At 70.3% G+C, this 14,508-nt stretch carries 14 protein-coding genes; all 14 read left to right on the top strand.

Translation table 11 applies throughout. From position 1 onward, the window contains the following. Window position 1: 1 nt before the first annotated feature. The 14 genes from B0I31_RS20095 to nuoK all read left to right on the top strand — a co-directional run bounded on the left by B0I31_RS20095 (window position 2) and on the right by nuoK (window position 14,491). Entirely contained in the window at window positions 2–1,111 is a 1,110-nt protein-coding gene (locus B0I31_RS20095; RefSeq protein WP_106616891.1) for a glycosyltransferase, read from the top strand. 267 nt (window positions 1,112–1,378) lie between these two features. Next, the gene (locus B0I31_RS20090) at window positions 1,379–2,068 is read left to right on the top strand and encodes a demethylmenaquinone methyltransferase (RefSeq protein WP_106616890.1); all 690 of its coding nucleotides are present in this window, start codon (window positions 1,379–1,381) and stop codon (window positions 2,066–2,068) included. A gap of 124 nt (window positions 2,069–2,192) precedes the next feature. After that, the gene (locus B0I31_RS20085; protein ID WP_106616889.1) at window positions 2,193–3,470 is read left to right on the top strand and encodes a geranylgeranyl reductase family protein; all 1,278 of its coding nucleotides are present in this window, start codon (window positions 2,193–2,195) and stop codon (window positions 3,468–3,470) included. 345 nt (window positions 3,471–3,815) lie between these two features. After that, the gene (locus B0I31_RS20080; protein WP_053715312.1) at window positions 3,816–4,181 is read left to right on the top strand and encodes an NADH-quinone oxidoreductase subunit A; all 366 of its coding nucleotides are present in this window, start codon (window positions 3,816–3,818) and stop codon (window positions 4,179–4,181) included. Between the two features lie 14 nt (window positions 4,182–4,195). Next, a complete protein-coding gene (locus B0I31_RS20075; RefSeq protein WP_106616888.1) occupies window positions 4,196–4,744 on the top strand; it encodes a NuoB/complex I 20 kDa subunit family protein in 549 nt (182 codons plus the stop codon). A 108-nt stretch (window positions 4,745–4,852) separates the two neighbouring features. Continuing rightward, window positions 4,853–5,551, top strand: a complete 699-nt coding sequence (locus B0I31_RS20070) for an NADH-quinone oxidoreductase subunit C (RefSeq protein WP_245950155.1) — start codon at window positions 4,853–4,855, stop codon at window positions 5,549–5,551. Beyond that, window positions 5,548–6,951 carry an NADH-quinone oxidoreductase subunit D gene (locus tag B0I31_RS20065; protein WP_106616886.1) on the top strand — a complete coding sequence of 468 codons (1,404 nt, stop codon included), beginning with the start codon at window positions 5,548–5,550 and terminating at the stop codon, window positions 6,949–6,951. Before B0I31_RS20070 ends, B0I31_RS20065 begins: the two co-directional genes overlap by 4 nt. Continuing rightward, on the top strand, window positions 6,948–7,733 hold the full coding sequence (nuoE, locus tag B0I31_RS20060) for an NADH-quinone oxidoreductase subunit NuoE (protein WP_245950110.1): 786 nt from the start codon (window positions 6,948–6,950) through the stop codon (window positions 7,731–7,733). Before B0I31_RS20065 ends, nuoE begins: the two co-directional genes overlap by 4 nt. A gap of 14 nt (window positions 7,734–7,747) precedes the next feature. Continuing rightward, window positions 7,748–9,028: an NADH-quinone oxidoreductase subunit NuoF gene (gene nuoF / locus B0I31_RS20055; RefSeq protein WP_106616885.1), complete on the top strand. Its 1,281-nt coding sequence runs from the start codon at window positions 7,748–7,750 to the stop codon at window positions 9,026–9,028. Further along, window positions 9,025–11,475, top strand: a complete 2,451-nt coding sequence (locus B0I31_RS20050; protein ID WP_106616884.1) for an NADH-quinone oxidoreductase subunit G — start codon at window positions 9,025–9,027, stop codon at window positions 11,473–11,475. The genes nuoF and B0I31_RS20050 overlap by 4 nt, the downstream gene beginning before the upstream one ends. Then, a complete protein-coding gene (gene nuoH, locus B0I31_RS20045; protein WP_106616883.1) occupies window positions 11,472–12,803 on the top strand; it encodes an NADH-quinone oxidoreductase subunit NuoH in 1,332 nt (443 codons plus the stop codon). The genes B0I31_RS20050 and nuoH overlap by 4 nt, the downstream gene beginning before the upstream one ends. Next, window positions 12,790–13,356: an NADH-quinone oxidoreductase subunit NuoI gene (gene nuoI, locus B0I31_RS20040; RefSeq protein WP_106616882.1), complete on the top strand. Its 567-nt coding sequence runs from the start codon at window positions 12,790–12,792 to the stop codon at window positions 13,354–13,356. Before nuoH ends, nuoI begins: the two co-directional genes overlap by 14 nt. A 5-nt stretch (window positions 13,357–13,361) precedes the next feature. Continuing rightward, window positions 13,362–14,195 carry an NADH-quinone oxidoreductase subunit J gene (locus B0I31_RS20035; protein WP_106617060.1) on the top strand — a complete coding sequence of 278 codons (834 nt, stop codon included), beginning with the start codon at window positions 13,362–13,364 and terminating at the stop codon, window positions 14,193–14,195. Then, window positions 14,192–14,491, top strand: a complete 300-nt coding sequence (nuoK, locus tag B0I31_RS20030; RefSeq protein WP_053715303.1) for an NADH-quinone oxidoreductase subunit NuoK — start codon at window positions 14,192–14,194, stop codon at window positions 14,489–14,491. The genes B0I31_RS20035 and nuoK overlap by 4 nt, the downstream gene beginning before the upstream one ends. Window positions 14,492–14,508: the final 17 nt, after the last annotated feature.

Genomic DNA, 14,508 nt, shown 5'->3' with positions numbered 1-14,508 from the left:
CATGAGGATCGTGCAGCTGGCCAACTTCTACGGCCCGCGCTCGGGTGGTCTGCGCACGGCGTTGCACCACCTCGGCAGTGGTTACGCGGCACGTGGTCATCAGGTCACGCTCGTCGTCCCCGGTGCCGCGCACGCCGACGAGGAGCTGTCGCCGGGGGTGCGGCGGATCACGCTGCCCGCCCCGCGCCTGCCCGGCACCGGCGGGTACCGGGCCGTGGACCCGTGGCGGGTGCGGACGTTGCTCGACCACTTGTCGCCCGACCGGCTGGAGGTGTCGGACCGGCTCACGTTGCGCGGGATGGGCCGGTGGGCGGCGGCGCGGGGCGTGCCGAGCGTGCTGATCTCGCACGAGCGGCTGGACCGGCTGCTGGAGCAGTTCCTGCTGCCCGCGCCGGTGGCTCGGCGGGGTGCGGACTGGGCGAACGCGCGGATGGCCGCGTCCTACGACACGGTGGTGTGCACGACGGAGTTCGCGCGGGAGGAGTTCGATCGGATCGGGGCGCGCAACGTGGTCCGCGTGCCGCTCGGGGTGGACCTGCGGACGTTCACGCCGACGCGGCACGACCGGTCGTTGAGGGCGGACCTGGCTCAGGGCGCGGACGCGCTGCTCGTGCACTGCGGGCGGTTGTCGCCGGAGAAGCACGTCGAGCGCAGCGTCGACACCGCGGCCGAGTTGCACGCGGCCGGGCACAACGTGCGGCTGGTGATCGCCGGTGACGGCCCTCGCCGGGAGGCGCTGCAACGCCGTGCGGCCGGCCTGCCGGTGACGTTCCTAGGCTTCGTCAACCAGCGCTCGGACGTCGCCACCCTCCTGGCCTCCGCCGACGTCTCCCTGGCACCGGGTCCCCACGAGACGTTCGGGCTGGCCGCCCTCGAAGCGCTGGCTTCCGGCACCCCGGTCGTCGTCTCCGCCTCCTCCGCGCTCCGCGAGATCGTCCGCCCCAACTGCGGTGCCGCCGTCCCCGACCACGCCCCGGCCTTCGCCGGCGCCGTCACGACCCTGCTGGACCACCCGGAACCGACCCGCCGCTCGGCGGCCCGCGCCCGCGCCGAGCAGTACCCCTGGCACGCCGCCGTGACCGGCATGCTGACCGCCCTCCGCGCCCCCTGACCAGCGAGAGTCCAACGCTCACGCCGCGAGAGTCCAACCTCCAGCCCGCGCGTGTCCTACGTTCACGTCACGCGTGTCCTACGTTCAGAACACCCGAATTCAACGCTCAGAACACCGCCCGGCCGTCCTGAGCGTTCAACTCGGGGGTCCTGAACGTAGGACACGCGCGTTCCGAACGTAGGACACGCGCGGGGTGAGGGTTGGACTCTCGAGGGCTGGGGGTAGGACTCCCGCGCGTGGGGTGGGGGCGTCACTTAGGCTTCCGGCATGGCGCGTGCAGGTCTGGACAAGAACCCCCGCGAGGTCGCCGAGATGTTCGACGGCGTGGCCAAGGGCTACGACCGGACGAACTCGGTCATGACGCTCGGGTTCGACCGGCGCTGGCGGGAGTGGAGCAGGCGGGTGCTGGACGCCAAGCCCGGCGAGAAGGTGCTCGACCTCGCCGCGGGCACGGCGGTCTCCACGGTCGAGTACGCGGCGTCGGGCGCGTGGTGCGTGGCGGCCGACTTCTCGCTCGGCATGCTCCTCGGCGGCGCGCACCGGCCGGTGCCGAAGGTCGCCGCCGACGCCCTGCGCCTGCCGTTCGCGGACAACTCGTTCGACGCCGTCACGGTGTCCTTCGGCATCCGCAACTTCAACGACACCGAGACCGCCCTGCGCGAGATGGCCCGCGTGGTCAAGCCCGGCGGACGGCTGGTGGTGTGCGAGGTCTCCACGCCCACCTTCCGCCCGTTCCGCTTCGTCTACATGCGCTACCTGCTGCGGATCCTGCCGGTGATCGCCCGGTTCGTGTCCTCCAACCCGGAGGCCTACTCCTACCTCGCCGAGTCCATGCGCACCTGGCCCGACCAGCGCGCGCTCGGCGAAATCGTGGCCCGCGCGGGCTGGGAGGACGTCGCCTGGATGAACCTCACCGGCGGCATGGTCGCGCTGCACCGCGCCACCAAGCCCGCTTAGCGCCGGCCCCTCGAAGCCCCCACAGCCCCGAAAGCCCCGCCGAACCCCTCAAGCCCGAAAACTCCTCAGGAACGCGCAAGTAGACTCGCGCCGGACTTTGTGAACACGGGCACAAGGAGCGGGGATGACAACTCCCAGCCGCCGCAAGGCAGGCGAGGACGCCGAGGTGATCGTGGTCGGTGCGGGGCCCGCGGGCTCCACCGCGGCCACCTACCTGGCACGCGCGGGCCTGGACGTGGTGCTGCTGGAGAAGAGCACCTTCCCCCGCGAGAAGGTGTGCGGCGACGGCCTGACCCCGCGCGGCGTCAAGCAGCTCGTCGACCTGGGCATCGACACCCGCGAGGAAGCGGGCTGGCTGCACAACCGCGGCCTGCGCGTGGTCGGCGGCGGCGTCACGCTGGAGCTCGACTGGCCCGAGCTGGCCACGTTCCCGCCCTACGGCCTGGTGCGCCCGCGGCAGGACTTCGACGAGATGCTGGCGAACACCGCCGTCGCGGCGGGCGCCCGGATGCACCAGCAGACCACCGTCACGGGCGCGCTGGTGGAGAAGGGCCGCGTGGTCGGCGTCGAGGCCAAGCAGGGCCCGGACAAGACCCCGGTCACCTACCGCGCGCCGATCGTGCTGGCCTGCGACGGCGTCAGCGCCCGCCTCGCCCTCAGCGTCGGCATCCAGAAGGACGACGCCAAGCCGATGGGCGTCGCGGTCCGCCGCTACTACGCCAGCCCCCGCACCAAGGACGACTACCTGGAGTCGCACCTGGAGCTGTGGGACCGCGCCAACGACGTGCTGCTGCCCGGCTACGGCTGGATCTTCGGCATGGGCGACGGGACCGTGAACGTCGGCCTCGGCATCCTGAGCACTTCCAAGGCCTACGGCACCACCGACTACCGCGCGCTGCTCAAGAGCTGGCTGGACGGCACCCCCGAGGAGTGGGGTTTCCGCGAGGAGAACGCCACCGGCAAGATCGGCGGCGCGGCCCTGCCGATGGGCCTGAACCGCAAGCCCCACTACCGCGACGGCCTGCTGCTGGTCGGCGACGCGGGCGGCATGGTCAACCCGTTCAACGGCGAGGGCATCGGTTACGCCATGGAGTCGGCCCGGATCGCGGCCGAGTCCGTCGTGCAGGCGCTGGCCCGCCAGGGCGCCAGCCGGGAACGCGCGCTGCACGGCTACCCGGTGCGCATCGAACAGGCCCTGGGCAGCTACTACCGGCTCGGCAACGTCTTCAGCAAGCTCATCGGCAACCCGACGATCATGCGCACCGCGACCAAGTACGGGCTGCCCCGCAAGACCCTGATGAGGCTGGTCCTGAAGCTGCTGGCGGGCCTTTACGACCCCAAGGACGGCGACTCGTTCGACCGCATCATCACCGCCGCCACGAAACTCGCCCCAACGGCCTAACGGGCCTCCGCTAACCGTCTCAGCGCCGTCCTCCGGGACGGCGCTGTTTCGTTTTCGGTGTGGTCCCGTTCACGGATGGGTTGCCCAACTGTTGATCTGCACCGAGAAAGTGCAGGTCAGGGCCTATGGCAGGGGTGCCTGTCACGCCTCTGTGTGACGTTCTACACTGACCCTCAGGTCTTGTGAATCAGTTCACAACCGGCTGAGATGCCTTGTGAAGTGTTTCACAAGCGACCTGCGGATTGTTAGGCGCGCCTAACCTCCGGAGGCCGCAAGAACACCCTTTAGGGTGCGCAACGGTCAGCGGTGCACCACCACCGCGACGCGAGGAAAGGACGACGGAGAGTGCTGGACCCTTACCTCCCCCTCGTATTGATGTTCGTCCTCGCCGGGGCCTTCGCGCTGTTCTCGGTGACGGCCGCGCCGTACATCGGCCCCCGTCGATACAACCGCGCGAAGCTCGACGCGTACGAGTGCGGCATCGAGCCGTCCCCGCAGCCCGTCGTGGGCGGTGGCCGCATGCCGGTCGCCTACTACCTGACGGCGATGCTGTTCATCCTGTTCGACATCGAAATGGTGTTCCTCTACCCGTTCGCGGTCTCCGCGGACCGCCTCGGCCTGTTCGGCCTGGTGGAGATCGCACTGTTCGTCGCGACGGTCGGCTTCGCGTACGCCTACGTGTGGCGTCGCGGCGGCCTCGACTGGAACTGAGGGGGAAGATCCAAGTGGGTCTCGAAGAGAAGCTCCCGAACGGCATCCTGCTCGCCAGCGTGGAGAAGCTGGTCAACTGGACGCGCAAGTCCTCGCTGTGGCCCGCCACCTTCGGCCTGGCCTGCTGCGCGATCGAGATGATGACCACCGGCGGCCCGCGCTACGACCTCGCGCGGTTCGGCATGGAGGTCTTCCGCGCCTCGCCGCGCCAGGCGGACCTGATGATCGTCGCGGGCCGGGTGACCAACAAGATGGCGCCGGTGCTGCGGCAGATCTACGACCAGATGCCCGAGCCGCGCTGGGTGCTCGCCATGGGCGTGTGCGCCTCCAGCGGCGGCATGTTCAACAACTACGCGGTCGTGCAGGGCGTGGACCACGTCGTGCCGGTCGACATGTACCTGCCGGGCTGCCCGCCGCGGCCGGAGATGCTGATCGACGCGATCCTCAAGATCCACGCGAAGATCATGGACGAGCCGCTGGGTGCGACCCGGGCCGCGGCGCTGGCCGAGTCGGGCCGCACCACGGACCTGATCCCGTCGTCCCAGCGCTTTGCGAAGAAGTGAGCGGCAATGCCAAACGAGACTAGCGGCGGCGAAGGCAGCGGCAAGGACGTCGAGAAGACCCCCGGCGCCGGCACTCCCGGCAACGACGAGGCGCTCAGCTCGGCGAGCATGAACGAGGCCGAGCACGAGGAGCACCTCGCGCGCGGCGGCATGGTCGCGGGCAAGGCGCGGCAGGGCATGTTCGGCATCTCCGGCACCGGCGACACCTCCGGCTTCGGCGGCCTGCGGCTGCCCGCCCACGTCGCCGCGCCGTCCGAGCGGCCCTACGGCGGCTGGTTCGACGAGGTCGCCGACGAGCTGCTGGCCGCCCTCCGCGAGCAGGGCCTGCCCGCCGACACCGTCCAGCAGATCACCGTGGACCGCGGCGAGATCACGTTCTTCCTGCGCCGGGAGCGGCTGGTCGACGTGGCGCGCATCCTGCGCGACGACCCGGCGCTGCGCTTCGAGCTGTGCAGCTCGGTGTCCGGTGTGGACTACGGCGTGGACGCGCCGCAGCGGCTGCACTCCGTCTACCACCTGACGTCGATGACCTACCGCCGGCGCATCCGGCTGGAGGTCGCGGTCGACGTGGACGACGCGCACATCCCCAGCGTGGTCTCGGTCTACCCGACCGCGGACTGGCAGGAGCGCGAGACCTGGGACATGTTCGGCATCGTCTACGACGGCCACCCGGGGCTCACCCGGATCCTCATGCCGGACGACTGGGACGGCCACCCGCAGCGCAAGGACTACCCGCTCGGCGGCATCCCGGTGGAGTACAAGGGCGCGGAGATCCCCCCGCCAGACCAGAGGCGGTCCTACTCATGACCGAGCGAATTTCCGACGTGACCACGGGCACCGACACCAGCGCCCCGGGCCGCGACAGCGACTCCTACGACGCCACCCGGACCACGCCGAACCCCGACGCGTACGCGGGTTCGCGCGAGACGACCGAGGGCACCGTCTACACGGTGACCGGCGGCGACTGGGACGAGGTGCTGGCCGAGGCCGCGGGCGACGAGCGCATCGTCATGAACCTGGGCCCGCAGCACCCCTCCACGCACGGCGTGCTGCGCCTGGTGCTGGAGCTGGAGGGCGAGACGGTCACCCAGGCCCGCAGCGTCATCGGCTACCTGCACACCGGCATCGAGAAGAACGTCGAGTACCGCAACTGGACTCAGGGCGTCACGTTCGTGACGCGCATGGACTACCTGGCACCGCTGCACAACGAGGCCGCGTACTGCATGGCGGTCGAGAAGCTGCTCGGCGTCACCGTGCCGCAGCGGGCGCAGACGATCCGCGTGCTGCTCATGGAGCTCAACCGGATCAGCTCGCACCTGGTGGCGCTGGCCACCGGCGGCATGGAGCTGGGCGCGCTGACCGGCATGACCGCGGGCTTCCGCGAGCGCGAAGAGGTCCTGCACCTGCTGGAGTTCCTGACCGGTCTGCGGATGAACCACGCGTTCATCCGGCCCGGCGGCCTGGCGCAGGACCTGCCCCAGGGCGCCGAGCAGAAGATCAAGGACTTCATCAAGGTGATGGACTCCCGGCTGCCCGACTACGACAAGCTGCTCTCGGGCCAGCCGATCTGGCGCAACCGCCTCGCGGGCGTCGGCTACCTGCCGGTGGACGCGTGCCTCGCGCTGGGCATCACCGGCCCGATCCTGCGTTCCGCGGGCCTGCCGTGGGACCTGCGCAAGGTCGAGCCCTACTGCGGTTACGAGAACTACGAGTTCGACGTGCCCACGTCGAACGCCGCCGACTCCTACGCCCGCTACCTGCTGCGGCTGGAGGAGATCCACCAGTCGCTCAAGATCGTGCGGCAGGCGGTGGACAACCTCACGCCCGGCCCGGTCATGGTCGAGGACGCCAAGATCGCGTGGCCCGCGCAGCTGACCATCGGCGCGGACGGCATGGGCAACTCCCTGGAGCACGTCCGCAAGATCATGGGCCAGTCCATGGAGTCCCTGATCCACCACTTCAAGCTGGTGACCGAGGGCTTCGCGGTGCCTGCGGGCCAGGTGTACGTGCCGATCGAGTCGCCGCGCGGCGAGCTGGGCTACCACATCGTCTCGGACGGCGGCACCCGGCCGATGCGCGTGCACGTGCGCGAACCCAGCTTCGTGAACCTCCAGTCGATGCCCGCGATGTGCGAGGGCGGCATGGTCGCCGACGTCATCGCGTCGGTGGCCTCTATCGACCCGGTGATGGGTGGTTGTGACCGATGAGCACTTCGGAAGAGGTCTACGCGGCCTCCGCGCTGGACCCCGTCGAGACGCAGCGGCTGGTGACGGAGAACGTCGCTGACACGAGCGTGTTCGACCAGTCGATCGCGGACCGGGCGCGGGCGATCATCGCGCGCTACCCGCAGGCCAGGTCGGCGCTGCTGCCGATGCTGCACCTGGTGCAGTCGGTCGAGGGCTACGTCAGCCAGGCGGGCATCACGTTCTGCGCCGACCAGCTCGACCTGACCAACGCCGAGGTCAGCGCGGTCGCGACGTTCTACACCATGTACAAGCGCCGCCCGTGCGGTGAGCACCTGGTGAGCGTCTGCACGAACACGCTGTGCGCCGCGCTCGGCGGTGACGCGATCTACGCCAAGCTCAAGGACCACCTGGGCGTCGGCCACGAGGAGACCGCGGGCGAGCCGGGCACGCCGGGCTCGATCACGCTGGAGCACGCCGAGTGCCTGGCGGCCTGCGACCTCGGCCCCGTGCTCCAGGTCAACTACGAGTACTTCGACAACCAGACGCCGGACGGCGCGCTGGACCTGGTGAAGTCCTTGCAGGCGGGGGAGAAGCCCCAGCCGACGCGGGGCGCGCCGCTGACCGACTTCCGCCAGGCCGAGCTGCAGCTGGCCGGGTTCTTCGAAGGCCGGGACGCGGACCTGGACGGCCCGTCGGCCGCGCCGGAGACGGTGCGCGGGGCCAAGATCGCCGCGGAACGCGGCTGGACCGCGCCGGCCATGCCGGACAACGCGGAGTTCCCGCCGCTGCCGGAGAAGAAGTAGGTAGGGGAGCTGACGTGGTCGACAACCTGACTCCCGTCCTGACGAAGCGCTGGCTCTCGCCGCGCTCGTGGACGCTGAAGACCTACGAGCAGCTGGAGGGGTACACGGCGCTGCGCAAGGCGCTCAAGGCCCACCCGGACCAGCTGATCCAGCAGTGCAAGGACTCCGGGCTGCGCGGTCGCGGCGGTGCGGGCTTCCCCACCGGCATGAAGTGGGGCTTCATCCCGCAGGGAGACGGCAAGCCGCACTACCTCGTCATCAACGCCGACGAGGGCGAGCCGGGCACCTGCAAGGACATCCCGCTGATGATGGCGGACCCGCACTCGCTGATCGAGGGCATCATCATCACCTCGTACGCGATCCGGGCGAACTTCGCCGCGATCTACGTGCGCGGCGAGGTGCTGCACGTGATCCGCCGGCTGCACGCGGCCGTGCGCGAGGCGTACGAGGCGGGCTACCTGGGCAAGGACATCCTCGGCTCGGGCTTCGACCTCGACGTGGTCGTGCACGCGGGCGCGGGCGCCTACATCTGCGGCGAGGAGACGGCGCTGCTGGACTCGCTGGAGGGCAAGCGCGGCCAGCCCCGGCTCAAGCCGCCGTTCCCGGCGACCGCCGGCCTGTACGCCTCGCCGACCGTGGTGAACAACGTCGAGACGATCGCCAGCGTGCCCTACATCGTCAACGGCGGCGCGGACTGGTTCCGCACCATGGGCCGCGAGCGCTCGCCCGGTCCGAAGATCTTCTCGCTGTCCGGCCACGTGGAGCGCCCCGGCCAGTACGAGGCCCCGATGGGCATCACGCTGCGCGAGCTGCTGGACCTGGCGGGCGGCATGAAGGACGGCATCCCGCTGAAGTTCTGGACGCCGGGCGGCTCGTCCACCCCGCTGTTCACCGCCGACCACCTGGACGTGCCGCTGGACTTCGAGGGCGCGGCCGAGGCCGGTTCGATGCTGGGCACCACCGCGTTGCAGATCTTCAACGAGACGGTGTCCGTGCCGTGGGCGGTCATGAAGTGGACCGAGTTCTACAAGCACGAGTCGTGCGGCAAGTGCACGCCGTGCCGCGAGGGCACCTACTGGCTGGTGCAGATCCTGCAGCGGATGGTGGCGGGCAACGGCACGGCGTCGGACATCGACACGCTGCTGGACGTCTGCGACAACATCCTGGGCCGCTCGTTCTGCGCCCTCGGTGACGGCGCGGTCAGCCCCATCACCAGTGGCATCAAGTACTTCAAGCACGAGTTCCTGGCCTTGTGCGACCAGAACTCACAGGTCCTGGCTGGAGCTAGCGCATGACGATCGCGCCGGAACAGAAAGCCGAGCTGGTGGTCCCCGAGGGCCACGTGAAGCTCGTCATCGACGGCATCGAGGTCGTCGCGCCCAAGGGCGAGCTGCTGATCCGCACCGCGGAGCGGCTCGGCACGGTCATCCCGCGCTTCTGCGACCACCCGCTGCTGGAGCCCGCGGGCGCCTGCCGGCAGTGCCTGGTCGAGGTGGAGATGGGCGGCCGGCCGATGCCGAAGCCGCAGGCCTCCTGCACCATGACGGTCGCCGACGGCATGGTCGTCAAGACCCAGCTGACCTCGCCGGTGGCGGACAAGGCGCAGCAGGGCGTGATGGAGCTGCTGCTCATCAACCACCCGCTGGACTGCCCGATCTGCGACAAGGGCGGCGAGTGCCCGCTGCAGAACCAGGCGCTGGCGCACGGCCGCGCGGACTCCCGCTTCCACGAGCACAAGCGAACGTTCCCGAAGCCGATCCCGATCTCGACGCAGGTGCTGCTGGACCGCGAGCGGTGCGTGCTGTGCCAGCGCTGCACGCGGTTCTCCGCGCAGATCGCCGGTGACCCGTTCATCGAGCTGCTGGAACGCGGTTCGCAGCAGCAGATCGGCGTGGCGCAGGAGAAGCCGTTCCAGTCCTACTTCTCCGGCAACACCATCCAGATCTGCCCGGTGGGCGCGCTGACCAGCGCCGCCTACCGGTTCCGCGCGCGGCCGTTCGACCTGGTGTCCACGCCCGGTGTGTGCGAGCACTGCTCCTCGGGCTGCGCCACCCGCACCGACTGGCGGCGCGGCAAGGTGCAGCGCCGGCTGGCGGGCGACGACGCGCAGGTCAACGAGGAGTGGACCTGCGACAAGGGCCGCTTCGCGTTCGCCTACGCGAGCGCCGGTGACCGGATCCGCCGCCCGCTGGTGCGCGACAAGGCCAGTGGTGAGCTGCGCGAGTCGTCCTGGACCGAGGCGCTGCAGTACGCCGCCGAGGGCCTGGCGAAGGCGCGGGACGGCAAGGGCGTCGGCGTGCTGGCCGGTGGCCGGCTCACCGTCGAGGACGCCTACGCGTACTCGAAGTTCGCCCGGATCGCGCTGCGCACCAACGACGTCGACTTCCGCGCCCGCGCCCACTCGGCGGAGGAGCTGGAGTTCCTGACCAGCGCCGTCCTCGGCACGAACCCGGACAACGGCGGCGTCACGTACGCGGGCATCGAGTCCGCGCCCGCCGCGCTGCTGGTCGCGTTCGAGCCGGAGGAGGAGTCGCCGATCGTGTTCCTGCGGCTGCGCAAGGCGGCCCGCAAGAACCGGACGAAGGTCTACCACCTGGGCCAGTTCACGACGCCCGCGGTGGAGAAGACGAGCGGTGTGCTGCTCGCGTGCGTGCCCGGCCAGGAGCCCTCGGCGCTCAACGCGCTGCCCGAGCACGCGGCCGACGTGGTCGAGGAACTGGCGAAGCCGGGTTCGGTGATCCTGGTCGGCGAACGCGCCGCCGAGGTGCCGGGCCTGTTCTCCGCGGTCGCCGCGCTGGCCGAGCGGACCGGCGCCAAGGTCGCCTGGATCCCGCGCCGCGCCGGTGAGCGGGGCGCGCTGGAGACCGGTCTGCTGCCGACGTTGCTGCCGGGCGGTCGCCTGGTGAGCGACGACGCGGCACGGGCCGAGGTCGAGCGGGCGTGGGGCCTGGAGGCCGGCGCGCTGCCCGTGCGGGCGGGCCGTGACACCACGGGCATCCTCACCGCCGCCGCGAGCGGTGCGCTGGACGCGCTGGTGGTCGGCGGTGTCGACCCGTTCGACCTGCCGGACCCGGCGCTGGCCGAGCGCGCGCTGGACTTCACCGGTTTCGTGGTCAGCCTGGAGCTGCGGCACAGCGCGGTCACCGCGCACGCCGACGTGGTGCTCCCGGTCGCGCCCGCGGTGGAGAAGGCTGGCAGCTACCTGAACTGGGAGGGCCGCCAGCGGCCCTTCGTCACCACCCTGGAGGGCACCGGCGCGCTGCCGGACGGCCGGGTGCTCGACACGCTGGCCGTGGAGATGGACGCGGACCTGTTCACCCAGACCCCGGCCGCCGCGGCGGCCGACCTGGCGAGACTGGGTTCGGCGACGGTGACGGCGTCCGCGCCCACCGTCCCGGCGCCGCTGCTCACCCAGCCGAAGACCGGCCAGGCCGTGCTCGCGACGTGGCGCAGGCTGTTGGACAACGGCTCGTTGCAGGACGACGAGCCGAACCTGGCGGGCACCGCGCGCCCGGTGGTGGCCAAGCTGTCCGCCGCCACCGCCGCGCACCTGGGTGTCGAACTCGGTGGCGAGATCACCGTATCCACCGATCGGGGCGAGGTGGTGCTGCCGGTCGAGGCGGCGGACCTGCCCGATGGCGTCGTGTGGCTGCCCGGCAACTCGGGCGCGGTCACCGTGCGGCGCAACCTCGTCGCCGGCCACGGCTCAGTGGTGGCCGTCTCTAGCGGAGGCATGGCATGAGCACGGCAGAACTCCTCGCCGACGATCCGCTCTGGCTGATCATCGTCAAGGTCGTGGCGATCTTCGCGTTCCTCGTGGTCATGACGCTGTTCATGATCAACTGGGAGCGCAAGGTCGTGGCCCGGATGCAGCAGCGTCCCGGCCCGAACCGGGTCGGGCCGAACGGGTGGCTGCAATCGCTCGCGGACGGCCTCAAGCTCGCGTTCAAGGAGGACATCCGCCCGGTCCTGGCCGACAAGTGGGTGTTCTTCCTGGCGCCGGTGATCTCCACGATCCCCGCGTTCGTCGCCTTCTCGGTCATCCCGATCGGCGGTGAGGTCTCGATCTTCGGCGAGCGCACCGCGCTGCAGCTGGTCGACCTGCCGGTCGGCGTGCTGGTGGTGCTGGCGTGCTCCTCGCTCGGCGTGTACGGCATCGTGCTGTCGGGCTGGGCGTCCGGCTCGCCCTACCCGCTGCTGGGCGCGCTGCGCTCGGCCGCGCAGGTGATCTCCTACGAGATCGCGATGGGCCTGTCGATCGTCGCGGTAGTCATGCACTCGCACTCGCTGTCCACGTCCGACATCGTCGACGCGCAGTCCAGCGGCTGGTACTTCTACCTGCTGCCGGTCAGCTTCCTGATCTACGTCTGCTCGATGGTCGGCGAGACCAACCGCGCGCCGTTCGACCTCCCCGAGGCCGAGTCGGAGCTGGTCGGCGGCTTCCACACCGAGTACAGCTCGCTGAAGTTCGCGCTGTTCTTCCTCGCCGAGTACGTCAACATGGTCACCGTCTCGGCGCTGGCCACCACCCTGTTCCTGGGCGGCTGGCGGTTCCCGTTCGTCGGCGACGACCACCTGCTCAACAGCGGCTGGTTCGGCCTGCTGTGGTTCGTGCTCAAGACGCTGGCCTTCCTGTTCCTGTTCATCTGGCTGCGCGGCACGCTGCCCCGCCTGCGCTACGACCAGTTCATGCGGCTGGGCTGGAAGTTCCTGGTCCCGATCGCGCTGGTCTGGTTCGTCGCGGTGGCGTTCGCCCGCTACCTGCGCCAGGAGTGGGAGACCGCGGGCGGCCTGGACACCAGCACGGCGCTGATCGTGATCGGCGCGTTCCTCGCGGTGGTGCTGGTGATCGCGTTCCTGCTGCCCGACAAGCGGGAACCGCACGACCCCGACGCCGTGCCGGTCACCGGCGGCGGCTACCCCGTGCCGCCGCTGGACCTCAAGGTGCCCAAGGCACCGCCGCGCAGGCAGGTGCGGGTGGCCGAGCTGCCCGGCGCCGAGAACCAGACGCAGGAACCGGCAGCGGTACCCGCAGCTTCACACAAGGAGGCCAGCGATGGGCGTGTTTGATCCCGTCAAGGGCTTCGGCGTCACCTTCGGCACGATGTTCAAGAAGGTCGTCACCGAGGAGTACCCCGAGGTCAAGAAGGTCACCGCGCCGCGGTTCCACGGCCGCCACCAGCTCAACCGGCACCCGGACGGGCTGGAGAAGTGCGTGGGCTGCGAGCTGTGCGCGTGGGCCTGCCCGGCGGACGCGATCTTCGTCGAGGGTGGCGACAACACCGAGGACGAGCGCTACTCGCCCGGTGAGCGCTACGGCATGGACTACCAGATCAACTACCTGCGGTGCATCGGCTGCGGCCTGTGCATCGAGGCGTGCCCGACCCGGTCGCTCACCATGACCAACGAGTACGAGCTGGCCGACGACAACCGGCAGAAGCTGATCTTCACCAAGGAGGACCTGCTCGCGCCGCTGCTGTCCGGCATGGAGCAGCCGCCGCACCCCATGCGGCTCGGCGAGAACGAGCAGGACTACTACGTCAACGGCCCGACGCTCGCGCGCAAGGCCGGTGTGCCGGAAGGCTCGCTCGTCGAGACGGGCCCCGAGGAGGCGTCGAAGTGAGCCTCATGCTCCTGGCGCAGCAGCCCGACGAGGTCCAGCGCGTGGTCGACACCGTCACCACCGGCGAGGCGGTCGCGTTCTGGATCCTCGGCCCGCTCGCCCTCGCCGGCGCGCTGGGCATGTTGTTCGCGCGCAACGCCGTGCACTCGGCGCTGTGGCTGGTGCTCACCATGCTCAGCCTGGGCGTGCTCTACATGGTCCAGCAGGCGCCGTTCCTCGGCTTCGTGCAGATCATCGTCTACACCGGCGCGATCATGATGCTGTTCCTGTTCGTGCTGATGCTGGTCGGCCGGGACAGCTCCGACTCGGTGGTCGAGGTGCTGCGCGGGCAGCGGCTCGCCGCGGCGGTCATCGGCGTCGGCTTCGCCGGCATCGTGGTCGCCTCGGTCGCCCGCGCGCTGACCGACGTGGAGCCGGTCGGCCTGGCCGCGCAGAACACGCAGAACGGCGGCAACGTCGCCAACATCGGCGAGGCGCTGTTCACCGACTACCTGTTCCCGTTCGAGCTGACGTCGGCGCTGCTGATCACCGCGGCGGTCGGCGCCATGGTGCTCGCGTTCACCTCGCGCACCGGCAAGGACGCCAAGAAGACCCAGCGCCAGCTGGTCGAGGAGCGCTTCCGCGGCGACCGCCCCGGCTCGCTGCCCGGCCCCGGCGTGTTCGCCACCGCCAACTCGGTGGCCACGCCCGCCCTGCTGCCGGACGGTTCGGTGGCCGCCGAGTCGCTGTCCGAGCTGATCGAGACGACCGCCAAGGAAACTCTCGACGACGACGTCGCGGAGGTGTCCGGCACCGGGCACCAGCCCGACGCGCACGCGCTCAAGGGAGAGTCGTCGTGACCCCTACGTACTACCTGCTGCTGTCCGCGCTGCTGTTCAGCCTCGGCGCGGTCGGCGTTCTGGTGCGGCGCAACGCCATCGTGGTGTTCATGTGCGTCGAGCTGATGCTCAACGCGGTGAACCTCAGCCTGGTCACGTTCGCCCGCATCAACGGCGGGCTGGACGGCCAGGTGATGGCGTTCTTCGTGATGGTCGTCGCGGCGGCCGAGGTCGTGGTCGGTCTGACGATCATCATGGCGATCTTCAAGACGCGTCGCTCGGCCTCGGTCGACGACTCCAACCTGCTGAAGTACTGAGAGGTCGACGGTGACGA

The sequence above is a fragment of the Saccharothrix carnea genome (genome assembly GCF_003014735.1).
GTDB lineage: Bacteria > Actinomycetota > Actinomycetes > Mycobacteriales > Pseudonocardiaceae > Actinosynnema > Actinosynnema carneum.
The sequence above is the reverse complement of the archived record's forward strand: the minus strand, read 5'-3'. Positions and strand labels throughout refer to the sequence as shown.